This is a genomic window from Alcaligenes sp. NLF5-7, assembly GCF_024266725.1.
In the GTDB taxonomy this organism is placed as follows: Bacteria; Pseudomonadota; Gammaproteobacteria; order Burkholderiales; family Burkholderiaceae_B; genus Alcaligenes; species Alcaligenes phenolicus.
The window spans coordinates 3,930,294-3,953,687 of sequence record NZ_CP100755.1 but is presented as its reverse complement, the minus strand read 5'-3'; the positions used below and the strand labels follow the sequence as shown (position 1 = coordinate 3,953,687).

The following is a 23,394-nucleotide window of genomic DNA, read 5'->3' as shown; positions in this document are numbered from 1 at the left end:
TTTTTTAGCTAAGCACTTGAAATATCGGGAACTAGCCTCATCTCTTTTTATGTAGGCGATCGAGCCCACGCCTTCCATTGCAGCAGGGCTCAGCAAAGGAAAAATGGAGATCAAGCATGGCAAATAATTTGACACGTTTTAATCCGTTTGGTGATCTGGCGGGCCTGGACACGTGGCGAGATATTGAAGACATCTTCCGACGCGTTCCTGTTGTCGGCTCCCTGGCCGGAAATACACCGCCCGCCATTCGTCTGGATGTCAGCGAGAGCGAAGAGGCCTATCAAGTCAGCGCGGAAGTGCCAGGTATCAACAAGGAAGACGTGCATGTCAGCGTCGAAGGCAATGTGGTTTCTATCCGCGTGGAAAGCCGTCGGACTCAGGAAGAAAAGGACGGCGATACGGTCTTGCGTAGTGAGCGCTATTACGGGGTGCAGACACGTCGCTTCAGCCTGGCGCAGGATATTGACGAGTCCCGGGCCAGCGCCAAATGCGAAAACGGCGTACTGGAGCTGATTCTGCCCAAGAAAAAGAGTGGAACAGGGGCCAAGAAGCTGGAAATCCGCTAAATAAGCTTGTTAAATTGAAAACCGCGCCATTTACGGCGCGGTTTTTTTGTTCTCCATCTGAAACCATCAAGAGGCTACGGTTTTTTGTGATCCATCATATAAGTCAAAGAGCTGGCCACTAAAGCACGAGTACCTATGCGCAAAGCCTTTTCATCAATCATGAATTCAGGCGAATGGTTAGGTGCTCCCATCTTGTCGGAATATGTCGAGGCATTCAGACGCCAGAAAACCACGGGCACGTTCTTGCCAAAGGCGCCGAAGTCCTCGGAGCCCATACCAGGGGCAACTTCCTTGGCCCCAATCCCGTCCGTTGCCAGCTCCAGAGCAGGAATCACAGTTTGGGTAGCCTTAGGATCGCTGACCAAAACTTCGTAGCCAGTATCGATACGCACAGTGGCCTTCAAATCGTGGTTCGCAGCAATGTTTTGCGCGTAGCGCTGAATCAGCTCATGTGCGGTTGCCTGGTTTTGCTTGGACAGGGAGCGCACCGTACCACTGATATCGGCACTTTCCGGCAGAACATTGGGGCGATTACCGCTTTGCAACGAACCTACCGTCACGACAGTAGTGCCGTCCTGGGGATTGGTACGCTGGGCGATAATGTTGTTCAAGGCCACAACGGTTTCAGCTGCAGCGACAACCGGAGAGGCAGCACTCCAGGGAGAGGAGCCATGGCCACCTTTACCTGCCAAAGAGATGGAGAACACATCGCCACTGGCCATCAAGCTGCCTTGACGGTAGCCAATACTGCCGGCAGGGTAGGAAGGACCAATGTGCTGGCCCATCACTACATCCACTTTAGGTTGATCCAGCACGCCTTCAGCCATCATCGCGTTAGCACCACTTAACGGTTTGCCAGGGCCTTGCTCTTCAGCTGGTTGGAACAGCAACACAATCGTACCAGGCAGTTCGTCGCGCATATCCGAAAAGACCTTGGCCGCACCTAACAACATGGCAACGTGGGTGTCGTGGCCGCAAGCATGCGATACCGACACTTCCTTGCCTTGCCAAGTGCCCTTGGCGACAGACTTGAAGGGCAAATCATTACGTTCCTGCACGGGCAGGGCATCCATATCGGCTCGCAAGGCCACAACTGGCCCAGGCTTGCCACCTTTCAATACTGCCTTGACGCCGGTTTGAGCAATGCCGGTCTGGATCTGATAACCGGGCATGGTTTCCAGAGCGGCTTTGATATACGCCGCCGTATCGTGCTCTTGATAAGACAGCTCAGGATTCTGGTGAATATGACGACGCCACTCAATAACCTGCTGCTCCAAGGCGTCGGCCTTGCTTAATGCAGTATCCATGATGGGATTGCTGGCTTGCGCCAACGCGGTACCGGCCATTAAACATGTCGCTGCCAACAAACTCAGGCGCAATGAATGCTTCATACAGTCTCCTCTCTTTTTAGTAGTAATAGCGACTGATCATAGCACCGGTATATACAGTGAACGGAGTAATTATTGACACTTCTACTAACTAGAACCCCCGGGTGCACTCGCCCATTACTGTCTAATCAAAATAGCGCTTCTGGCGACCATATTGGCCGGGAGTCAGGCCCGTCTGTTCCTTGAAAAAGGCAATAAAAGCGCTGTCGCTGGCAAAGCCCAAGTCTGAAGCTAACCGGGTGACACGGCCCCCGATAGAAAGCTGCTCGATCGCCTTAAGCAAACGCCACTGTTGTCTCCACTGCTGGTAATTCAGACCAGTATCTCGCTTGAAAAGGCGGCTGATGGTTTTTTCACTGGCGCCCAGATAGCTGGCTAATTCATTCAGAGCGGGAGGCAGGCTGTCCAAGGGAATTTGTCTTAAGCGGCTATCAAGCGGCAAGGGCAGAAACAAAGCCTGATCGGGCGCCCGTTGCAGCTCATCAAGCAAGACCAGCATCACATGATGGCCCGGCGGCTGATCCCAGTCCTCGTCCAAATCAGCTTGGGCAATACGGTCCAGCGCGGCAGTCAGCAAATCGTTCGCCGCCAGTAGTTGAACCTGAGAGGGCAAATCAGGGTAATGAGTCGGGTCCAGATACACCGATCGGTAATCCACCTGCTCGCTCATCTGTGCCTGATGGAGCAGCAAGGGAGGGATCCAGATCAAGCGTCCCGGTGGCAACAAGCACAATTGCTGATCCAGGGTGACAGTAATGCAACCGCTGTGCGTGTACAGGATCTGGCCCCAGGGGTGCTGATGCAGGCCGGAATCATGTTGCGCCAAACGGGCAGCAATACCCAATACATGGTGATCTGTCAGGTCGGGAAAGGGGTCACTAGCATCTAACCAAGGCATGATTGTCCGATTTCATTGGTTTTTTATCAGAATACTTGTAATAGAAAAATCCAGCCAGACTTACGCTGATTCTTTTTTCCCAATTCAGTGTGGTTTGCATGTCTCGTTTTCTATTCTTGATGATCGCCTTGATCATGTTTCCGCAGGTGGTGGAAACCGCCTATAGCCCGGCTTTACCCCTGATCGCCGACAGTTACTCCGTGTCGGCCAGCCGCGCCGGGCAGACCTTATCGGTCTACTTCATAGCCTTTGCCGCAGGCGTGCTGTTCTGGGGCTGGCTATGCGACAAGGCCGGGCGTCGGCCCGCTGTTCTGGCCGGTTTGGCGGTTTATGGCCTGGGCTGCCTGCTGGCTGTGTTCAGCCCCAGCTTCGGTGTTTTGCTGGCTGCCCGCATGATCAGTGCATTTGGAGCAGCGGTCGGCTCGATCGGTGTACAAACCATGTTGCGCGATCGCTACCAGGCAGAAGATCTAGCCAGGATCTTTGGCACCATAGGCGCCGCTCTGGCATTAAGTCCCTTGCTAGGTCTGGCAATGGGCGTCGCTCTGACAACAAGCGCAAGCCTCATGCCCGTCTTTCTGGGGCTGTTCGTGTTGGCCTTGATCTTGTTGGCTGCTTGCCTGTTTCAGCTTCCTGAAACCCGCCCGCTTCAACACAGCCAGGCCAGCATGGTGAATGTGCTGCTCCGCTTGCTGCGTGACCCGGCAATTTGGCAGTCCGCCATGCTGGTGGCTCTGTTCAACGTCACGATTTTTTCCTTTTACCAATGGGCACCTTTCCTGCTGGAAGGCCTGGGCTCCGATAACCGTCCCATGATGGTGGCCGGCCTTTTACTGGCTGCCGGAACCTTTATGGGCGCTTTTCTGAATCGCCGCTGGCTGGCGGCAGGACACCGTGCCCGGCATTTGGTGTGGCGGGGGATTTTGATTTTGGCCGTGGCGGCCACCGGCCTGGAGTTGGCGGGAACACATCTGATTTTCCTGCTGCCGGCCATGTTGCTGGCATTGGCCTACGCCATCGCCATCCCCAATCTTTTGTCGGCTGCCTTGCAGGACTATCGCTCGGTGGCAGGGAAGGCAGGTGCTGTCTTTGGCCTGATGTACAGCCTGTTGCTAGGCATCGGTTTGGCCTTGTCGGCCTGGTGGGGGAGTCTGGCTGACGTGACTGTTGTTTGTGCTGTGCTGGCCGCTATTTGTCTGGCCTTGCCCCTGAAAAAGGCTTGAGAAAAACCCTGATACGCCATTCGTAAGCCGCCTCATCATAGGGTATATACTAATACATATGTATTGACATAGGTTAAGCCAAATCACCATAATCCTTCATGTTTAAAGCAATTGAAGAGTGTGCCTGACAAACACTCAGCTTGAACATTTATCCAAAAGGAGAGGATGACATGGTGGAACAGGGGGTTATGGGCAATCCGCTCGACAAGGTCAAGCCACGCGGCACAGTGGCCTTGCTCATGCTGTTGATGGCCGTGATGGGCGAAATGTGCCTGGCGGCCGACTTTTACGGCTTTGCAGCTGTTATCAAAATTGTCTCGGCAGACCTGTCACTGAGCCCCGCGCAAGCCGGGCTGGTGCAGGGTGCTTTCGGTGTCTCGTTTGCACTGGGCATGTTGTTCTGGGCACCACGTGGTCGCTCCATGAGCTCGGCCCGTTTGTACCTGATTGGCTTGGGTGGCAGCGGCTTGCTGATGCTGCTGCAGACTCAGGCACAGGATTTCACGCAGCTATTTTTACTGCGTCTGGTTGTGGGCTTTTTTGACTCTGCAGTCTGGGTCGGGTCCATGAAAATCGTCATGCAGTGGTTTGCGCCACGCCGCCAGGGTCTGGTGCTGGGCATTATTCTGGCCGCCTATTCGCTGGCCATTACCCTGGACTTTGCCTTGGGTTTGCCTTACGCCATGGCCCATGGCTGGCGTGCTTTCTTCCTGGTCCTGGGCGGGCTGACCTTAAGTGCCTGTTTAATCACGCAGCTGGTGGTACGCGCCGGTCCTTATCAAGATCCACACGACAAGATCAAAACCGATGCCGGTGTGTTGCGCTCCATCGCCGCACGCCCCTGGATCTGGGTAGGCATTCTGGCCATTTTTGGGGCTTTGTTCTCGGTTGCGGCAACCGCGACCTGGCTGATTCCAGCGCTGATTGATGTGCAGAAAATGGCCCCCGAACAGGCTCCCTTGTTCGGCACCATCATGGGCTTGTCCCAAGTCTTCTTCCTGATTCTGGGCGGTTATGTCAGCGATCGCTTTACCCGTGTTGGGGTAATGCGTGTGGGCATGTGGTTGACCATTCTGGCGGCCAGCGCCTGTGTTCTGGTTGCCTGGCAGGCATTGCCCTACAGCGGCCTGCTCATCGTGGCCATTCTTTGCGGCGTAGGGGTCTTTCATGGTGGCGCCATTTTCAGCTACGTGGGGGAGCGCTATGGCGTGAACCTGGGCCCTAGTGCTGCTGGCTATGCCGAAATGGGCGGTGTGTTTGCCACCTTTGTCGCGCCGTCCCTGCTGGGCCTCTTGCTGAGCCTGACTGGTTCCTACATCTGGGCCTTTGGCAGCTTCCTGGTGGTGGAAGTGCTGGTTTTCATCGGTTTCCTCCTATTGAATCGCTTGCCTTCGGCGCAGGCGGAATAAGCAATGAACAAACTTGTTTTCGATCCAGCAGACCTGGAGCAATACCGGCTCCAGGCCTCGGTGGCTGATTTTGACGCTGAGATGGCCACCTACAAGCAGGCCAGTGAACGGGCTCGTGTAGCCCTGGAAGCCTGTTTCAGCACCCACGCCTATGGCGATGACCCGACAGAAAAACTGGATATCTATGCCGCCAGCCAGGCTGGCGCGCCGGTATACCTGTTCATTCATGGGGGCTACTGGCGCATGTTGTCCAAGGATGACTCGGCCATGATGGCGCAAAGCCTGCATGCCGCCGGTGCCACGGTGATTTGCCTGGACTACGGTTTGGCTCCGGCTTACCGCCTGCCGCAGATCGTGGCGCAATGCGAACGCGCCTTGCAGTGGGTCCACGCGCACGCCACGCAATTTAATGGCGACCCGCAGCGTATTCATATTAGTGGCAGCTCGGCAGGGGGCCATTTAAGCGGCATGTTGCTGGCGGCCGATACCCGACGTGAACAACGTCTGATCCACAGCGCCAGCATTATCAGCGGCGTCATGGATTTGCATCCCCTCTTGCAGACCGCCGTGAATGACTGGCTGCAGCTTAACGAAGAACAAGCCCAACGCTATAGCCCGGCCTTGCACCCACCAGCAAGGGGAACGCCCGTGCTGGTGGCCTGGGGGGCACTGGAGCCTGCCGTCATGCAAGAACAAAGCCGTCACTACGCCCGGCAATGCGAGCTGGCGGGCTGCCTGGTGCAAAGCATGGCCGTGCCAAACCGTAATCATTTCAACGTCTTGATGGGTCTGGAGCAGAGCGACAGCGCATTGACGCTAGCCGTGTTGCAGACCATGAATCGTCATACCCAGGAGGAGAGACTATGACACAAGCAACTTCCCACTCCATCCAAACCGCGTGCTTTGAGCCCCGCCGTCTGGGCCACGTCAACCTGTGGGTTGACGAACTGCAACGCGGTGAAGATTTTTACAGCCAGGTCTGCGGCCTGAAAGTGGAATTTACCGAACCGGATCTGGTGGCGACTTTTTTAGGCACCGGCCACACCCCCCACGACTTGGGCATGATGGAAACGACCAAAGGCGTGAATCGTTATGGCCGCGATGGTCTGCTGCAACTGCCCGGCACAATCGGCCTGAAACCCGGCCTGAATCACCTGGCCTGGGAGCTGGAAAACGAAGCTGAACTGGTTGCCGGCTGGAAGCGCGCAAAAGAGCAAGGGCGCGACATTGACATGACAGTGGACCATCAGGTTGCCCATAGCGTCTATATGTTTGACCCCGATGGCAACTACAACGAGTTCTACTGCGACACCATTAAAGACTGGCGCAGCGTGCTGGGCGGCCCCATGGAATTGCTGACCAGTCGCTGGGATCCTGAAGGCCAGGAGCCTTTTACCGAAGGCCGCTACGACTCCAACCCCATTCTGGAAACAGTCGCCGACGCCCCGGTACAACCACGTCGAGTCACCCATGCCGTGCTGCGTACCGCTCAGTTGGGCGCCATGCGCCGCTTCTATACCGAGGTCGGTGGTCTGGAAGTGGTTTATGAAAACGAGCAGGTTGTCTACTTGCGTGCCGGTCTGGCCAATTATGATTACAGCCTGATCCTGGTACGTGATGAAGAAGCCTCCTTCTCGCATGGCAGTTTCGAGCTGGCCGGCGTCCAGGATCTGGAACAAACACTGGAGCGCCTGAAAGCCCGGAACATCACACCCGTTCACAACGTGAACCTGCCCTGGAAGCGCGCTTTCTTCTTGCGTGACCCGGATGGTCTGCTCAGCGAGTGGTACGTAACTCTGGCTGGCGAACGTGTTCTGGATAGCAATCACTCTTTGCCTTTGTGGGCGCAAGTTTAAGGAAACCAGCATGTCCGATAAAAAACTAAGTGCCTTGATCGCAGGCGGTGGCCTGGGTGGTTTGGCAACCGCCGCCGCTTTGGCTCAACGCGGCTGGGATGTCACTGTGCTGGAGCGCCAGTCTGAATTGCGCGCCAATGGCTCCGGTATTTATATCTGGGAAAACGGCCTGCGCGTTCTCAAAGCCTTGGGAGCGTACGAGCAAGCGATTGAAGGCGCTTTCTACGGTAGCCACTTTGAGCAGCGTGATCTGAATAATGAAGTCATTGATTGCGGCCCCACACCGCCCGATCGCCGTCTGATTACCGTGATGCGCTCGCAACTGCTGAAATCCCTGGAGCAAGCGGGCAAACGCGCCGGCGTAAAGGTACGCACGAATGTGGAAGTCATTGCCGCCAGCGCACGCGGCGAAGTTCAACTGGCCTCGGGCGAGCGTTTACGTGCCGATCTGGTCGTGGGTGCTGATGGCATCTGGTCCCGTATCCGCCAATCTCTCGGTCTGGAACTGGTGCACGAGCAAACCCGCGAAGGGGCCTTGCGTACCATGATCACCCGCAAGCCAGACGACACTCCGGAGCAAGACGCTCAAAAATACATCGAGAACTGGAACGGTCTGCATCGCTTGCTGATTACGCCCGTCAGCGAGACCCAAACCTATCTGGCCTTAACGTGCCCGTACGACGATGTGCGTGCCAGCAATGTCCAGATCGACAAGGAATACTGGTCTGCCTTGTTCCCACACTGGGCACACTTGATTGAACGCGCAGATGGCCCGGTCAGTTGGGGTCGTTACAGTGTGACGCGCTGCAAAACCTGGTCCAGTGGCCGTACCGCGATTTTGGGCGACGCCGCCCACGCTCAACCGCCGAACCTGGGGCAGGGTGGGGGCATGGCCATGCAAAATGGCCTGGCTTTGGCCACGTTCCTGGAAAAGGTGCAGGATGCCCGCGATATCCCCGAAGCCCTGGAAGCCTGGGAAAACAACGAGCGCGAGATTGTAGAGCACTGCCAGAAGTGGTCCTGTCTATATGGTGAGATCAGCGCCTTGCCCGATGCCGTGCGTACTCAGGTCGTGCGTTCTGCCATGGCCAATCCCTGGAGCTACGCGCAGATTTTCCGCGCTGCCAGTCACACGCCTACGGGAACCGTCCAGGCAGAGCTCTGCTAGTATACTGACGGTCCGCTTGTCGCTCCGATTTCATGGAGCGACAAGCGCAGGATTGACTCTCCCAAGGCATTATGAGCAAAACTCCCGTCTCCATCCCTGACAGCAGCGTAGAAACCAATCTGGCCTTCCAGATGGCCAACATTATCTACAAGTTGGACCAAACGCTAAGATCGACCACCCTGCGTGAACACAATATGACCTATGTGCACTTTCGGGTCTTGCAGTACCTGTGGGATAAGGACGGGCGCAGCATCGGGGAAATTGCCAAGGCCATCGTGGTGCATCAGCCGGTCTTGAGCCGGGTGATTGACCAAATGGAAGAACGCGAATTGGTGCAGCGCCGCACGGACGAAAACGACAGCCGCTATATGCGTGTGTATCTGAGCGAAACGGGCCGTGAGCGCTATGCGCAAGTCTGGCCCGCCGCCAAAGAAATGATTGATGATGCTCTGTCAGTGCTCAATCCGAATGAGCGCGAGGATTTGGGCCGTATGCTGCGCAATGTCGCCGCCCATCTAGCGACCTGAGTCACGCTTTAAGTCTTGGCCAGGCCCGGTAAATTGGCCCGAATCAAACGGCCCGCAATGGAGTCTGTATGGGGCAGATCGGGCAGGGCGTCACCCGGGCCAAACCAGCGCGCGTCATTGATTTCGTCAGCTTGAATGCGCAGATCACCCCCGGCGTACTCGGCGGTATAAGCCACCATTAAAGAATGTGGGAAAGGCCAGGACTGACTGCCGAAGTACTGAATATTGTCCACGCGCAGCCCCACTTCCTCCATAACCTCACGGTGAATGGCTTCTTCCAGGTTTTCACCGGCTTCCACAAACCCGGCCAGAGCCGTGTAGCGCGCCGTCGCGTAAGTGGAATGACTGGCCAACAAGATACGGTCCTTGTCGCGGATCAGTACCATCATGGCCGGGGAGATGCGGGGATAGGCCGAGAAACCACAAGAGGTGCAGCGAAAGCACAGTTCATGCTTCACACGCTCCATGGCCGAACCGCACACACCACAGTAACGATGGCTGCGCGCCCATTCCGAGACTTGAAAAGCCCGATTCACCATACTGGCTTGATCTCCCAACTGCGACAGCACGCCGCGCAAGTGACGGAAGGTAAAGCCATCCGGAGCCGGGGCCTCGGCCGCTACGTGGCAGGCAAAATCCTGACAATCGTCACCTGGAAAAAGAGCATGCCATTGCGCTGGCGCTAAATCCAGTGCGGGTTTGGCAGGAATCAAGGCTTGTCCTTCCTGGCTGCTGACCAATATTTCATTTCCACGAAAAATGAAATTCATGTGTTTTCTGTCCTTTAATAAGCCGGCTAAGAGCAGCACAGCGCTGGCTATTGTACGGGAAGGACGGAGGCAGAAAAAAGCGGAGAAAAACCCAAGGGGCCGAGCAGGGCGTTCAGACAGCGGCCAGAAAAATCCGCCGTTTTAAAACCAGAAACACAACTGTCAAAAAGGTGACGTGTTACCTGGCCTTGTCGAGAAAACCCCAGGACAAAACCGGCAAGCCACCTAATTAGCAGACAGATAATTAAGCATGAATTTATTTAAAACCAGTGATTCGTTTTTAAACTTTTAAAACCGGATTAATTATTTATAAAAACCATTTCTTATTTTTGTTTTATTTTTTTTATTTTAAAAATCGCTATTTTATTTTTATATATTAAGGCAGCTTATAAAGCGTCTGTATTTATTCCTGGCTTCACTAGACCACTTTCAGAAAAAATAGCCCTAGGGAGTTTGAGGATGATCAGAAAAGTCCACAAAAAAACCGCCTGGCCTGAGCAAGACGGTTTTCTTGAAAAAACCGCATAAAACCTGAGGTTTCACGCGGTTTAAGCAGACAGCACCTGCTGAAAAAAATACTGGCAGGCAGAAAATAAGGGACTGGCTGGTTTACTCGATGTTTTGGGTCTGTTCGCGCAACTGCTCAATACACAGCTTCAAGTCGATAGAAGCGCGCGTCATGTCCATGCTGCCTGCCTTGGAACCCAAGGTATTGGCCTCACGGTTCATCTCCTGGAACAGGAAGTCCAAACGCTTGCCAGTGCTGCCTTGGCGTGTGCTTTTCTTGTTGGGCGCCACGCTGGTATCGCCGTTCAGAATCAGTTCCAGCTCGGTCAAATGCGAACGCAAGCGGGCGATTTCCTCGGCCACATCGATACGCAAGGAGAAAACTGCCGCTTCCTGCGCGACGCGGGCAGACAGTTCTTCGCCCGAAATCAGGGCGAAACCGTCCGGACTGGCTTGCAACAAGGCGTCATGCAAGCGAGTGGCAATCTTGTTCTTCTGCTCCGTCAGAATAGAAGGCAAGTGCTGCTCAACCTCGTCCACAATGGCGCTCATGTCCTGGCGAATATCCAGCATGGCTTGTGCCAGCCGCTGGCCTTCACGCTCTCGGGTCGCCTGAAAATCCTGCAGGGCCGCCTCGAAAGCCTGGCTGATCATGGGCAGCCAGATTTCGGGGTCCATGCCTGAATTATTGCCGCTTTGATTGCTCAGCAAGGTATGCAGCTCGGGCGCAGGCAGATCGGGAATGGCCACGCGTGCCACTTGCAGCATCTGTGCCGTGCGTTCCACCGCCTCCATATCCAGGCTGCGTTGCTGATCCGTGCCGCTACGGGCAAAGTTGACCCGCAATTCCAGCTTGCCACGCTGTACACCCTGGGCGGCCAGCTCGCGCAGCAGATTCTCCGCAAAACGCAGTTCCTCGGGCAAACGCAGATTCAGGTCCAGAAAGCGGTTGTTGACGCTGCGCATCTCGATATTGATGGTGCCTGCTTCGGACTCGGCCTTGGCGCTGCCAAACGCGGTCATGCTACGGATCATGGGTGGGTCACTTTAAGAATGGAATAAAGCCGCCAATTGTACTCTCAGGTCCCGGCTTTGGCCGCGCCTCTTGCCGCGACAAAGCTTTATACTTTAGGCATTCAAGGCCTGTAAGGGCCGATTTTTTTACCAAATCTAAGGGCAGTCATGCTACGAATCCTGCATACAGCCGATTGGCAAATAGGTCGCCAGTATTCGCGTTTCGAGCTGGAGGACGCGGCCGCCCTGGCTGAGGCACGTTTCAAGGCCATTGAGAAGCTGGCAACGCTGGCTACCGAACATCGCGCCGATCTGCTTGTGGTAGCGGGCGATGTCTTTGATTCGCAAACCCTGAGCGATCGCAATCTGCGCCGCAGTTTCAATGCCATGGCGGGTTTCACCGGCCCCTGGCTGCTCCTGCCCGGCAACCATGACGCGGCCTTGAGCGAAAGTGTCTGGACACGCGCGCGCCGCTTGAACTGCATTCCAGATTATGTGCATGTGCTTGATACACCGGAGCTTTTTCTGCTGGACGAGCTCAAGCTTGCGGTCCTGCCAGCGCCGTTGACACAACGCCAGACTTATCAGGACTTGAGCGACTGGTTCGATCAGGCCGAAAGTCCGGCGGGTTACTGGCGTCTGGGCTTGGCGCATGGCAGCGTCAGTGGGGTGCTGGAGCATTTGGACAGCCATAACCTGATCGATCAAAACCGCGTACAACGCGCCAAACTGGACTATCTGGCACTGGGGGACTGGCACGGCACCGTCAAAATTAACGAGCGCTGCTACTACAGCGGCACGCCCGAGCCGGACCGCTTTCGGGATAACGACTCTGGCCAGGCTCTGCTGGTGGAAATCAGCGAACCGGGCGCAACACCTGTGGTTCAAGCCTTGCCGGTTGCCCAACACCCTTGGCGCAGTATCCAGCACCATTTGAATGACGACACGGATCTGGACCTGCTGGAGCGGGAACTGAATGCCTTAGCGGATCAGAGCGTGGTGGAACTGGAGCTATCAGGTCAGTTAAGCCTGAGCGGTTTTGAGCGTCTGGAAAATATTTTGGGGCAGTCCCAAGCCCGTTGCCGCGCCTGGGACTGCCAGCGCGAGGCCTTGCGTCTGGCACCTTCTGAAGAGGATCTGGACGCCTTGCAAGCCGATGGCTACTTGCAAGCCGCGTTGAAACAGTTGCAGGAACTGCGTCACGGCAGCCAGCAGCAAGCCGCTGAAGATGCCTTGTTGATTCTGGCCGGTTTGCTGCGCGATAAGGAAGGTGGTCATGCACATTAAGTCCCTGCGCGTCGAGCAGTTCAAGCGCTTTCGTCAGCCCGTCTCACTGGACCAGCTGGAACCGGGCCTGAACATCATCAGCGCCCCGAACGAGGCCGGTAAAAGCACCTTGGCCGAAGCCTTGCGCACGGTGTTTTTCGAACGTTATGGCACAGGTAGTCTGGCAAAAATCCTGCCTTGGGGTGATTCTTCAGCCGCACCGGAAATCGAGCTGGATTTCAGCCTGAACGGCCAGGACATGCGACTGAGCAAACGTTTCCTGAAGCGCAAACGCTGCGATTTATACATTGGCAATCAGCATCTGGACAATGACGAGGCCGAACAATTCCTGGCCCAGCAAATGGGCTTTGAGTACGCCGCCAAAGGCAGCAGCCAGGCCCGTAACTGGGGCGTGCCGGGCCTTTTGTGGATTGAACAAGGGCAGGGCCAGGACTTGCGCAGCTCGGTCGAGCACGCCAGCGGCACCTTGCAGCAGGCTTTGGGTAGCGAAATCGCTGATTTGACCAGTGCAGACGGGGATTATCTGATCGAACAGGCCCAGCAACAGCTGGACCAATATGTGACCCAGGCTCAAGGACAGCCACGCGGCGTCTGGCTGGCAGCGCAGAAAGAAGCCAAGGAGCTGGAAGAGCAGTTACAGAGCCAGCAAGCCGCCTTGCAGCAGTACCAGCAATGGGTGGACGAGCTGGCGCAGGCCCGCAAGCAAATCACCCATGCCGAGGCTAAGCGCCCGTGGGAACAGCTACGTGAGCAAGCCAAACAAGTGCAGGTTCAGTTACTTCAAGCCCGCCAATTGCAGGAACGGGCCAAGGAACTGCAACAGGCGCTGAACATGTTGGCCGAGCGAGAAAAGCTCTACCAACAAGCTGGGGAACGCGACCTGGAGTGGGCTCGCCAACGCAGCCAGCGCGCCGAGCAGGTCAAATCCTTGAGTGCCAAGCTGGAGCAAGAGCAGGGCACGCTCAACAGCTTGAACCAGCGTCTGGAGCAGGCGCGCAGCCATAAAGACGCCAGCCTGCAGGAGCAGGAACGCGCCCGTACCTGGCAGCAATGGTTTCAAGATCAAGCCAGCTTTGAAGGCACGCAGCAGCAATTGCAGCAGGTGCAAGGGCAACTGGAAGAACTGGGCAAGTTGGAAACCCAACTGGCGCAATGCGGGGCCGCCTTGGTGCAGCTGAAAATCAGCGACGATGCCCTGGACCAATTACGCCAGCAGCACCAGCTTATTCAGCGTTTGCAACACCAACTTGAGACGATTTCCACCGAATTGCAGATCGAACTGCAAGACGGCGCCAGCCTGTTGCTGGATGGGGCATCCATTCAGGGCCAGCACCGCGCCCACCTTAGCGCCAGCACCCTGATTGAGCTTCCCGGAATGGGCCAGTTGCGCATCATTCCCGGCGGCCGCGATCTGGGCAAGGTGCAGCAGCAATTGGCGCAAACCCAGCAGGAGTACGCACAGGCGCTTGGCCAACTGGGCGGAAAAAGCCTGGAAGAGCTGGAACGCCGCCGCGAGCAATATCGGGAACAAGAGCAGCAGGACCGGCTGTTACGCAGCTCCATGAAAGCGCTGGCCCCGCAAGGCAAAGCACACTTGCAAGGTCTGGTTCAGGCGGCTCAACAACGCATCGCCCCGCAACGCCCGCAAGGCGAGGCCATCGAGGCCTCGGAACTGGGCCGTATCGCCCAAGCCGCCTCCATGGCCGAGCAGCAGTACCGCGCACTGGAAAGCGACTGGCATGATGCCCGCGAAGCCCTTGCCCGCACCCAGGCTCGTCTGGAGCAGGCCCAGGCTGAAGCTCACAGCCTGGAACAGCAATGGGCTGATCCGCAACGCCAGCAAGCGCAGCAGGAACGCGAGCAGCAGTGGGGACAACTGCGCTTGCAACGCGAGCAGCAACTGGCCGATCAAAAAGCTCTGGAAGCCGAGCTGGCCGCCTTGCCCGTCTCGGTTCTGGAGCAGGACCTGCAACGTCTGGAGCGCAGCGCTCAACAACAGGAGCAAAGCTATAACGAGGCCCGACTGGCCGCGCAGTTGGTGCAAACCAAGCTGGAAACCCACGGAGCGCAAGGCCTGGAAGAGCAAATCGACCAGACCTCGCTACGTCTGCACGATTGCCAGCGCCGTTGCGCCACCTACGAGCGCCGTGTCGCGGCCTTGCGCCTGTTGCTGTCTGTGCTAAGGGAGCAGCGCAACGCCTTGACCCAGCAATTGCACGAGCCTTTGCAAAAGCACATCAACCACTATCTGCGTCTGCTTTTGGGCAAGGCCCGGGTGGAACTGGACGAGTACCTGGCCCCACGCTGGCTGCAACGCGATAGCGGACAAGGGCTGGCCGACGACATTGACGGCTTGAGCTTTGGTGCACGCGAGCAAATCGGCCTGATTGCCCGTCTGGCCTATGCAGATTTGCTGCAGCAGGCAGGCCGTCCCACCTTGCTGATTCTGGATGACGTGCTGGTCCACAGCGACAACGATCGCCTGGGGGCCATGAAGCGCATTATTCACGACGCCGCCCAGCGCCATCAGATCCTGCTTTTCACCTGCCAGGCCGATAAGTGGATGGACATGGGTGTTGCGCTACGGCCCGTCCCGCAAGGCGTACAATAGGCGTTTTGAATTTTGTCCGGAGCCTAGCCTTGTCTGAAAACGCTACGATTGCACGTCCCTCGGGTCGATCTGCTGCACAATGCCGTCCTATCGAACTGGTGACCGCCTTTACCCGTCACGCCGAAGGCTCGGTACTGATCCGTCTGGGTGAAACCCATGTTCTGTGCAATGCCAGCGTGCTCGACAAAGTCCCTCCCTTTCTGAAAGGCAAGGAACAGGGCTGGGTAACGGCGGAATACGGCATGCTGCCTCGCTCCACGCACACGCGCTCGGACCGTGAAGCGGCCCGTGGCAAGCAAAATGGCCGTACCCAGGAAATCCAGCGTCTGATCGGCCGCAGCCTGCGCGCTGTCTTTGATCTGAAAGCCCTGGGCGAGCGCACCATTCACATTGACTGTGACGTTCTGCAAGCCGACGGCGGCACCCGCTGCGCCAGCATCACTGGGGCCTGGGTCGCAGCCAGCCTGGCCGTACGCAGCCTGCAAGAGCAGGGCAAGCTGCAAGCCTCGCCCATTCTGGATCAACTGGCGGCCGTCTCGGTCGGCGTGTTCGAATCCAACCCCGTCCTGGACCTGGACTACCTAGAAGACTCCGCCTGCGGCGTGGACATGAATATCGTCATGACAGGCAGCGGTAATCTGGTGGAAGTGCAGGGCACCGCCGAAGGCCAGACTTTTGCACGCCCCACCTTGAATCGCTTGCTGGATCTGGCCGAGCAGGGCATTGCCGAGCTGATGCAAGCCCAGAAACAAGCCTTGCAGGGCTGATCGCGATGAAACGGGTCTGTCCTGCTCCCTGCGCGACACCGCCAGGCAGCGGGACAAACCGCTATTGGGACGCCGTCCCATGCAGCACACACTGCCTGGCACGGCGCCTTGCCATTTTTACTGAACAGGGCGCTTTGCCGCCTGCTGCGACTTATGAACACTGAATCCAAGCGTGTCGTCCTGGCCTCCAACAATGCCGGCAAGCTCAAGGAGTTTTCCGCCATCCTGGCTCAGGCCGGTATCAGCATGGTTCCTCAAGGCCAATTGAACATTCCCGAGGCCGAGGAACCCTTTGCCACTTTTATCGAGAATGCACTGGCCAAGGCCCGTCATGCCAGCCAATTAAGCGGCTTGCCCGCCTTGGCCGATGACTCCGGCCTCTGTGTGCGCGCCCTGGACGAAGCCCCCGGCGTATATTCCGCCCGTTTTGCCGCTCGCGAACTGGGCGGTGAAAAGTCCGATGCAGCCAATAACGCCTTGCTGGTCCAGCGTCTGCAAGGACAAAGCGACCGTCGCGCCTGTTATGTGGCTGTTCTGGTGTATGTGCGCCACGCCCAGGACCCACGGCCCATCGTGATTGAAGGCGTCTGGGAAGGGGAAATTCAGGATCAACCCGCTGGCGAGCACGGCTTTGGCTATGATCCTCACTTTTATCTGCCAGAGCTCAAGCAAACTGCGGCGCAGCTCTCTCCTGAAGTGAAGAACAAATACAGCCACCGGGCGCAAGCCATGCAAGCCTTGTTGGCCCGTCTGGCCGCCGAGTAACACCATGACTGTTTTCTCTCCCGAGGTACGCATCCGGCCTGGCTCCGGCCCGGCCACCTTGCTGCCCAGCCTGCCGCCCTTGTCCGTCTACGTGCACGTGCCCTGGTGCGTGCGCAAATGTCCATACTGTGACTTCAACTCACACGAAGCACCCGCTGAACTGCCCGAAAACGAGTATCTGGACGCTTTGCAGGCCGATCTGGAACAAACCCTGCCGCTGGTCTGGGGCAGGCAGGTAATTTCCGTATTTATCGGTGGTGGCACGCCCAGTCTGTTGTCAGCCCAGGCGCTGGACCGCATGCTGGCCTTGCTGCGCTCCCACCTGAACTTGCTGCCCGACGCAGAAATTACGCTGGAAGCCAATCCTGGAGCCTCCGAAGCCTCGCGCTTCATGGATTTTGCACACAGTGGCGTGAACCGGATTTCGTTGGGCATTCAGAGCTTTAACGATGAGGCCCTGAAAGCGCTGGGCCGCATTCACGACAGCCAGCAAGCACGACAGGCCATTGAAGCTGCCATGAAAGCCGTGGATCGCGTGAATCTGGATGTCATGTACGCCTTGCCGGGCCAGACCCCAGCGCAATCCGAGCAGGACATTTTGCAGGCCATGTCTTATGAGACCGAGCACTTGTCGCTCTACCATTTGACCTTGGAACCCAATACCGTTTTCGCGAAATACCCGCCGGTCTTGCCCAATGACGACGACAGCGCCGCCATGCAGGACCGCCTGATCGAGCTGACCGCCAGCCGTGGCTGGAACCAGTACGAGATCTCGGCGTACAGCAAGCGCGGTGGCCATAGCCGCCACAATCTGAATTACTGGGAATTTGGCGACTATATCGGAATAGGCCCGGGAGCCCACGGCAAGCTGTCCTTTCACGACCGCATTATCCGTACTGCTACCACCCGCAGCCCGGCGCAATGGATGCAGAACGCCATCAAGCGCGACGGCAGCCACTATGCGCACAATGCCCGTGTCACACCCAAAGACTTGCCCTTTGAGTTCATGCTGAACGTGTTGCGCCTGAAAGAGGGCGTACCAGCCCAGTACTTCCAGGAACGCACGGGTGTGCCCCTTGCGCACATCCTGCCCGTGATCAAGCGCAATATCGAGAAAGGTTTGCTGGCTTCCGATCCGGTTCGTATTCGAACCACCGATTTAGGCTGGCGATTCTTAAATGATTTACAGGAAGCATTCCTTCCTGATGAAGGTTCCTGACATTTAATTGTTTATTTAAGACATTTTTTATTGTGCATCTGCACAATTGCTCTACAATTAATTTCTGGTAAGTCCTATGCCATAACTACTTTATCGGTATTGCGCTGTTTGGATCAGATTCAGCGGCAATCCCGATAAACGTAATTAAGACCTGCCGTAGTGGGTTACACAATGATCCGCGCCACTCCTCCTCACTTTTTGTTAACGTCATTGACGCTGGAGTAACCATGTCCTCCCCCGAAGATGTTCTGAAGATCATCGCCGAACGCGAAATCACGTTTGTCGATTTCCGCTTTACCGATACCCTGGGCCGTGAGCACCACTTGACCACCCCCGCACACGCGGTGGACGAGGATCGCTTTGAGTCTGGTGTCGCCTTTGACGGCTCTTCCTTGCCTGGCTGGAAAGGAATCGAAGCCTCGGACATGTTGCTCATCCCGGACGCCAAAACCGCCCGTATGGACCCGTTCCGTGAAGAGCCCACCCTGATTCTGACCTGCGATGTGGTCGAGCCTTCCGATCTGAAAGGTTACGACCGCGACCCACGTTCGCTGGCCAAGCGTGCTGAAGCCTACCTGCGCTCCAGCGGTTTGGGCGATACCGCATACTTTGGTCCCGAGCCGGAATTCTTCGTGTTCGACGGTATTACCTGGAACGACGACATGTCGGGCAGCTTCGTGAAGATTCGCTCTGAAGAAGCTCCCTGGTCGCGTGGTCTGGAACTCAATGGCAATAACCTGGGTCACCGTCCTGGCGTCAAAGGCGGCTACGTTCCTGTTTCGCCTACAGACTCCTTTGCCGATCTGCGCGCTGAAATGTGTTTGCTGCTGGAACAGCAGGGCGTTCCTGTTGAAATCCACCACCACGAAGTGGCCGCTCCCGGCCAGCTGGAAATCGGTACGCGCTTCTCGACTCTGGTCGAGCGTGCGGACTGGAACCAGATCATGAAGTACACCATCCATAACGTGGCTCACGTTTATGGCAAAACGGCAACTTTCATGCCCAAGCCCGTGGTCGGCGACAACGGTTCCGGCATGCACGTGCACCAGTCCATCTGGAAAGACGGCCAGAACCTGTTTGCCGGTAACGAGTACGCCGGTCTGTCCGAGTTCGCGCTGTTCTACATTGGCGGCATCATCAAGCACGCCCGTGCCCTGAACGCCATCACCAACCCCACGACCAACTCCTACAAGCGTCTGGTTCCGCACTTTGAAGCCCCAGTGAAACTGGCGTACTCCGCCCGTAACCGCTCGGCCTCGATCCGCATTCCTTACGTCAGCAACCCCAAGGCGCGTCGTGTGGAAGCCCGCTTCCCCGATCCAATGGCCAACCCATACCTGGCCTTCTCGGCCCTGATGATGGCCGGTCTGGACGGTGTGCAGAACAAGATTCACCCCGGCGATGCAGCCGACAAGAACTTGTACGATCTGCCACCCGAAGAAGATGCAAAAATCCCAACCGTTTGCGTGTCGCTGGAACAGGCGATCGAGTCCCTGGACAAAGATCGCGAATTCCTGACCCGTGGCGGTGTGTTCAGCAATGAAATGCTGGACGCCTTCATCGAGCTGAAACAAGCCGAAATCACCCGTCTGCGTATGGTTCCGCACCCGGTCGAATTCGACATGTACTACAGCCTGTAAGATCGAAGGCACTGGTTTTGGCCAGTACGATCAAAAAGAGCGGCTTTCGGGCCGCTCTTTTTATTCTGCCCTTGGACGATTACCATACGCAGTCACCCAAACCTTATCGTCATGGAAGTAAAGATGGACCTGGTTTTTCAATGGAAACGGTTGGACGATCTGTCCACGCGGGAAATGTACTCAATCATCCAGGCTCGCGAGGCGGTGTTTGTGGTGGAGCAGGAGTGTGCCTACCAGGACGTGGACGGCCTGGACCTGGATTCCTGGCATTTGTCCGTGCTCAAGGACGGCGAGCTGGCTGCTTATGCTCGCGTTGTCGAACCGGGCCTGAAATATGATGAGCCCTCCATTGGCCGTGTCCTGACCCTGACCAAGTTCCGTAGCCTGAAAATCGGCTACGCGCTAGTGGCTGAAGCGATCCGCTTTACGGAAGCCCACTATCCTGGCGCAGGCATACGCATTGGCGCACAGGCGCATTTGCAGAAGTTCTACGGCTCTTTAGGTTTTGAGCCTGTGGGCGAGATCTACGACGAGGACGGCATTCCTCATATTGATATGCTCAAAGCAGCCGTCATTGCTTGATATAGCGTCGGTTGCTGCAACGACGACCCAAGCTCAAACCCTACAAGGCCCCCAAGTTAATGGGTGTTTAATCCAGGCAAGGTGCCGATATCAGCTTGGGCCTTCAGATACTCAATCAAGGCACGTGCCGAGTTCGACAAGTGTCGTCGATGCGTATACGCCAGTACCAGACGCAAAGGGGCAGGCGGCAAGGGCAGGGGAACGGCAATCAGACGCCCTTGGGCGATCTCTTTCTCACATCCCTGCCGCACCAGAATCGCAAAACCCAGCCCTTTGACGGCGCCAGCTCCCGCCAGCAAACCGCTATTCACACGAAAGCGGCTGGGGACGTTCAAAATTTGAAAGCGACCATCGGGCAAGACAAACTGCCAGGCCTGGCCATCCAAAGCCGTATCGGTCGTAATGCAGGGCAACTGTTCCAACTCTTCCAGGCTGCTGGGCATACCGCATTGCTCGATCAAGGCAGGTGCCGCCACGACCTGGCAATCAAAAGAATACAATTCCTGCACCACCAGGCTGCTGTCTGGCAAAGCACCCCGACACATCAATAAGGCCAGGTCAAAATCCTGCGCCAGCACACCAGGGCCTTCCAGGTTGGTTTGACAATGCAGTTCCAGATCCGGATGCTGGGCCGCAAAATCTGCCAGGACACCCGCCAATAGAAACGGCCCCACCTCGGATGGAATACAAATCCGCAAGCGTCCCGACAAACGGGTGCGTTGATCCAGCAAATCCTGTTCAGCCTGCTTTAAGGCTCCCCACCAGGGCTGAACGGTATCAAACAAGCCCTGGCCCACACTGGTCAAACGCAGCTGCCGGGAACTGCGCTCCAGCAAGCGCTGACCAATCTGCCGCTCCAGTTGCGCCACATAACGGCTGACATTGGAGGTCGGCAAATCCAGCACCTGAGCTGCAGCCGTAAAACTGCCACTTTCGGCTACCTGGATAAAAACTCGCAAGGCATTCAAATTCAGCTGGGGAGTCATGGAATTATCCCGGTTTTGATAATTTAATATTCGAATTATAGAGACTACATATCAAAACAGCGAAGAATTAGGCTAGAGGCCTCTTTCTTTATGCGTATCATCATGTCTGATTCTGAAGTGTTTCGTCCCCGACTGCGTGCCCGTGCCGTGTCTTTTATCCAGTTTGTTCATGCTCTGGAATTCATGGCCTTGACACCTTTGTTTGTCTGGATGGCAGTGGACTTTGATGTTCCTGCCACCTACGCCGGTTATGCCGCTTCCGCCTATATGGGCGGCGCCGCTTTATCGGGCGTCCTGGCTGCACGCTGGATGCACTGCGCGGCGCTAAAGCCTTTACTGCTTCTGGCACTGATTCTCTTGGCCGTATTAAACGCTTTGGGGGCCATCAGCTCCGAATTCGGGCTATTTATCTTGCTGCGTCTGGGAGCTGGTTTGCTAGGTGGTTTTTTGATGAGCGCCGCAACGACTTTACTGCTGCATGGCATGAATGCCGAGCAGCGTACCGACGCGATTGCCATTGTGGTCAGCGCCTTTGCCTTGGTCAGTATCGCCGGAATGCCCGTCACCTTGTTCATCGCCGTAGAACTGGGCTGGCGTATCGCCTTGATGACTCTGGCCGTGCTCTGCCTGCTTGCCGTCGCAATTGCTCATCGCTATCTGCCTTCCAACCCTTGCGTTGCAGCGCAACCCTCACCACTGGCTCTAGGTAAAGAGGCCTGGCGCTGGCTAAGCCTGCCGGCTATTGCGCAGGCAGGCTCACTATTACTGATCCCGGTCCTGATCCCCGTTTTGGCGCTACGCTACGACACTCAAGCACAGCAAATGCCTGTGATCTTCATGTTGGGCGGTGTCGCCGCCTTGATCGCCTCCCGCCTATCCGCTACGGGCATCAAAAAATGGGGCGAGACCCGTATCTCTGATCTGGGTACGTTGATCTTGCTCTTGTCCTTGATCATGCTGGCCCTGGGGTGGGGAACAGCTCACGTATTCATGATTCTGTTCATGACGGGCAGCTACACTCGTCTAGTCTGCGCCAGCGCCCGCAGTACAAGCTACCCCACTCAAGCTCAGCGGGGCCGCTTCATGGCTTTGCAAACCACAGGCAACCACATCGGCAGCTTTATTGCTCTGGCTATTCCCTCCCTACTGCTCCGCTCTCTGGATGTATCCGTGCCAGACCTTCATGTCTTGTTGCTCCTGACAGCGTTTGTTGCCCTTGTTCTGCCCATTTTCATGCGATGCGCTACCCCCCAGCCCCTGAGACCTTACGATCAGGCAAAAACAATCGATCACTAACACTACTAAATCACTACACCTGCTTACTCACACTTCCTGACACCTGGTTTAGGGTGTCAGATAAACGCTTGCATGAGCGTCAGGGGAGGGCTTCCGACAAACAGCATCACGTCAAAGGAGTCGCATATGGCTACACACACCGCCAAACACGCCGAGCTTTACCGCATGGTGACGGCAGAACATATCTGTCCCTTCGGGCTTAAAGCACGCGCACTGCTCAAACGCAAAGGCTACGAGCTGGACGATCACTGGCTCAGGAATCGCGAAGAGATTGACGCTTTCAAGGCCAAGCATCAAGTCAGCACAACCCCCCAGACCTTTATCAATGGAAAACGGATAGGGGGCTATGACGAACTGGTCGAGTATTTCGGTGGGAAGGTCAAGGACAAGGATGCCGTCAGCTACACGCCCGTGATCGCCTTGTTTGTGATGGCTGGCTTGATGGCGCTAGCCGTTTCCTGGGCGGCATTCGGACAGATTGTCCTGCTCCAGGCGCTGGAATGGTTTATTGCCATTGCCATGTGTTTGCTGGCCGTGCAGAAGCTCAAAGATGTGGACGGCTTTACCACCATGTTCCTGAACTACGACTTGCTTGCCCAACGATGGGTGCGCTACGCCTATCTGTACCCCTTTGGAGAAGCAGTGGCCGGCGTGTTGATGCTGGCCGGTGCCCTGATGTGGCTGTCTGTGCCCATCGCCTTATTTATTGGCAGCATCGGTGCCTGGTCAGTGTTCAAGGCGGTCTATATCGACAAGCGCGAACTGAAATGTGCCTGCGTAGGTGGTGACAGCAAGGTGCCCTTGGGCTTTGTCTCTCTGACTGAAAACCTGATGATGGTGGCGATGGCAGTCTGGATGCTGATCAAGCCGTCCTTGATCAGCGCGTAGAGGACAGCATGGCGCACGCTAGATCTG

Annotated in this window: 21 protein-coding genes; 16 read left to right on the top strand and 5 right to left on the bottom strand. The window is 56.5% G+C overall.

Annotation, left to right across the window (positions count from 1 at the left end):
• Positions 1-116: 116 nt before the first annotated feature.
• Positions 117-566: an Hsp20/alpha crystallin family protein gene (locus MID00_RS18220; RefSeq protein ID WP_009453888.1), complete on the top strand. Its 450-nt coding sequence runs from the start codon at positions 117-119 to the stop codon at positions 564-566.
• Between the two features lie 74 nt (positions 567-640).
• On the opposite strand, the gene MID00_RS18215 is transcribed toward MID00_RS18220, so the two are convergent.
• Both MID00_RS18215 and MID00_RS18210 read right to left on the bottom strand, forming a co-directional pair.
• A complete protein-coding gene (locus MID00_RS18215) occupies positions 641-1,957 on the bottom strand; it encodes a M20 family metallopeptidase (protein WP_060185048.1) in 1,317 nt (438 codons plus the stop codon).
• A 121-nt stretch (positions 1,958-2,078) separates the two neighbouring features.
• Entirely contained in the window at positions 2,079-2,852 is a 774-nt protein-coding gene (locus MID00_RS18210) for a helix-turn-helix domain-containing protein (RefSeq protein ID WP_060185049.1), read from the bottom strand.
• A gap of 98 nt (positions 2,853-2,950) precedes the next feature.
• Here MID00_RS18210 and MID00_RS18205 point away from each other — a divergent pair, with 98 nt between their 5' ends.
• The 6 genes from MID00_RS18205 (at position 2,951) to MID00_RS18180 (ending at position 9,035) form a co-directional block, all read left to right on the top strand.
• Complete coding sequence (locus MID00_RS18205) at positions 2,951-4,075, top strand: MFS transporter (RefSeq protein ID WP_254499270.1); 1,125 nt, start codon at positions 2,951-2,953, stop codon at positions 4,073-4,075.
• 170 nt (positions 4,076-4,245) lie between these two features.
• The gene (locus MID00_RS18200) at positions 4,246-5,484 is read left to right on the top strand and encodes a nitrate/nitrite transporter (protein WP_254499269.1); all 1,239 of its coding nucleotides are present in this window, start codon (positions 4,246-4,248) and stop codon (positions 5,482-5,484) included.
• A gap of 3 nt (positions 5,485-5,487) precedes the next feature.
• Positions 5,488-6,351: an alpha/beta hydrolase gene (locus tag MID00_RS18195; RefSeq protein WP_254499268.1), complete on the top strand. Its 864-nt coding sequence runs from the start codon at positions 5,488-5,490 to the stop codon at positions 6,349-6,351.
• Entirely contained in the window at positions 6,348-7,340 is a 993-nt protein-coding gene (locus MID00_RS18190; RefSeq protein ID WP_254499267.1) for a VOC family protein, read from the top strand. Before MID00_RS18195 ends, MID00_RS18190 begins: the two co-directional genes overlap by 4 nt.
• A 10-nt stretch (positions 7,341-7,350) precedes the next feature.
• A complete protein-coding gene (locus MID00_RS18185; RefSeq protein ID WP_009453900.1) occupies positions 7,351-8,508 on the top strand; it encodes an NAD(P)/FAD-dependent oxidoreductase in 1,158 nt (385 codons plus the stop codon).
• A gap of 71 nt (positions 8,509-8,579) precedes the next feature.
• On the top strand, positions 8,580-9,035 hold the full coding sequence (locus tag MID00_RS18180; protein WP_009453901.1) for a MarR family winged helix-turn-helix transcriptional regulator: 456 nt from the start codon (positions 8,580-8,582) through the stop codon (positions 9,033-9,035).
• Positions 9,036-9,043: 8 nt separating this feature from the next.
• Here MID00_RS18180 and nudC read toward each other — a convergent pair whose 3' ends face one another.
• The gene (nudC, locus tag MID00_RS18175) at positions 9,044-9,805 is read right to left on the bottom strand and encodes an NAD(+) diphosphatase (RefSeq protein ID WP_254499266.1); all 762 of its coding nucleotides are present in this window, start codon (positions 9,803-9,805) and stop codon (positions 9,044-9,046) included.
• Positions 9,806-10,414: 609 nt separating this feature from the next.
• On the bottom strand, positions 10,415-11,347 hold the full coding sequence (locus tag MID00_RS18170; RefSeq protein ID WP_254499265.1) for a YicC/YloC family endoribonuclease: 933 nt from the start codon (positions 11,345-11,347) through the stop codon (positions 10,415-10,417).
• A 147-nt stretch (positions 11,348-11,494) separates the two neighbouring features.
• Here MID00_RS18170 and MID00_RS18165 point away from each other — a divergent pair, with 147 nt between their 5' ends.
• The 7 genes from MID00_RS18165 (at position 11,495) to MID00_RS18135 (ending at position 20,197) form a co-directional block, all read left to right on the top strand.
• On the top strand, positions 11,495-12,613 hold the full coding sequence (locus MID00_RS18165) for a DNA repair exonuclease (RefSeq protein ID WP_035271529.1): 1,119 nt from the start codon (positions 11,495-11,497) through the stop codon (positions 12,611-12,613).
• On the top strand, positions 12,603-15,224 hold the full coding sequence (locus MID00_RS18160; protein ID WP_009453906.1) for an AAA family ATPase: 2,622 nt from the start codon (positions 12,603-12,605) through the stop codon (positions 15,222-15,224). The genes MID00_RS18165 and MID00_RS18160 overlap by 11 nt, the downstream gene beginning before the upstream one ends.
• A gap of 29 nt (positions 15,225-15,253) precedes the next feature.
• Positions 15,254-15,991, top strand: coding sequence for a ribonuclease PH (rph, locus tag MID00_RS18155; RefSeq protein ID WP_009453908.1), 738 nt, complete (start codon positions 15,254-15,256; stop codon positions 15,989-15,991).
• 153 nt (positions 15,992-16,144) lie between these two features.
• Positions 16,145-16,756, top strand: a complete 612-nt coding sequence (gene rdgB / locus MID00_RS18150; protein WP_009453909.1) for an RdgB/HAM1 family non-canonical purine NTP pyrophosphatase — start codon at positions 16,145-16,147, stop codon at positions 16,754-16,756.
• 4 nt (positions 16,757-16,760) lie between these two features.
• Positions 16,761-17,975, top strand: a complete 1,215-nt coding sequence (gene hemW, locus MID00_RS18145; RefSeq protein WP_254499264.1) for a radical SAM family heme chaperone HemW — start codon at positions 16,761-16,763, stop codon at positions 17,973-17,975.
• A gap of 227 nt (positions 17,976-18,202) precedes the next feature.
• Positions 18,203-19,615 (top strand): type I glutamate--ammonia ligase, encoded by a 1,413-nt coding sequence (glnA, locus tag MID00_RS18140; RefSeq protein ID WP_021446603.1) that lies wholly within the window; start codon positions 18,203-18,205, stop codon positions 19,613-19,615.
• 123 nt (positions 19,616-19,738) lie between these two features.
• Entirely contained in the window at positions 19,739-20,197 is a 459-nt protein-coding gene (locus tag MID00_RS18135; RefSeq protein ID WP_254499263.1) for a GNAT family N-acetyltransferase, read from the top strand.
• Between the two features lie 56 nt (positions 20,198-20,253).
• Here the strand turns inward: MID00_RS18135 and MID00_RS18130 are convergent, their stop codons facing one another.
• Positions 20,254-21,183, bottom strand: a complete 930-nt coding sequence (locus MID00_RS18130; protein WP_021446601.1) for a LysR family transcriptional regulator — start codon at positions 21,181-21,183, stop codon at positions 20,254-20,256.
• Positions 21,184-21,285: 102 nt separating this feature from the next.
• Here MID00_RS18130 and MID00_RS18125 point away from each other — a divergent pair, with 102 nt between their 5' ends.
• Both MID00_RS18125 and MID00_RS18120 read left to right on the top strand, forming a co-directional pair.
• Positions 21,286-22,479, top strand: coding sequence for an MFS transporter (locus MID00_RS18125; RefSeq protein WP_254499262.1), 1,194 nt, complete (start codon positions 21,286-21,288; stop codon positions 22,477-22,479).
• A gap of 126 nt (positions 22,480-22,605) precedes the next feature.
• The gene (locus MID00_RS18120; protein ID WP_254499260.1) at positions 22,606-23,367 is read left to right on the top strand and encodes a MauE/DoxX family redox-associated membrane protein; all 762 of its coding nucleotides are present in this window, start codon (positions 22,606-22,608) and stop codon (positions 23,365-23,367) included.
• The last annotated feature ends 27 nt before the right edge of the window (positions 23,368-23,394 follow it).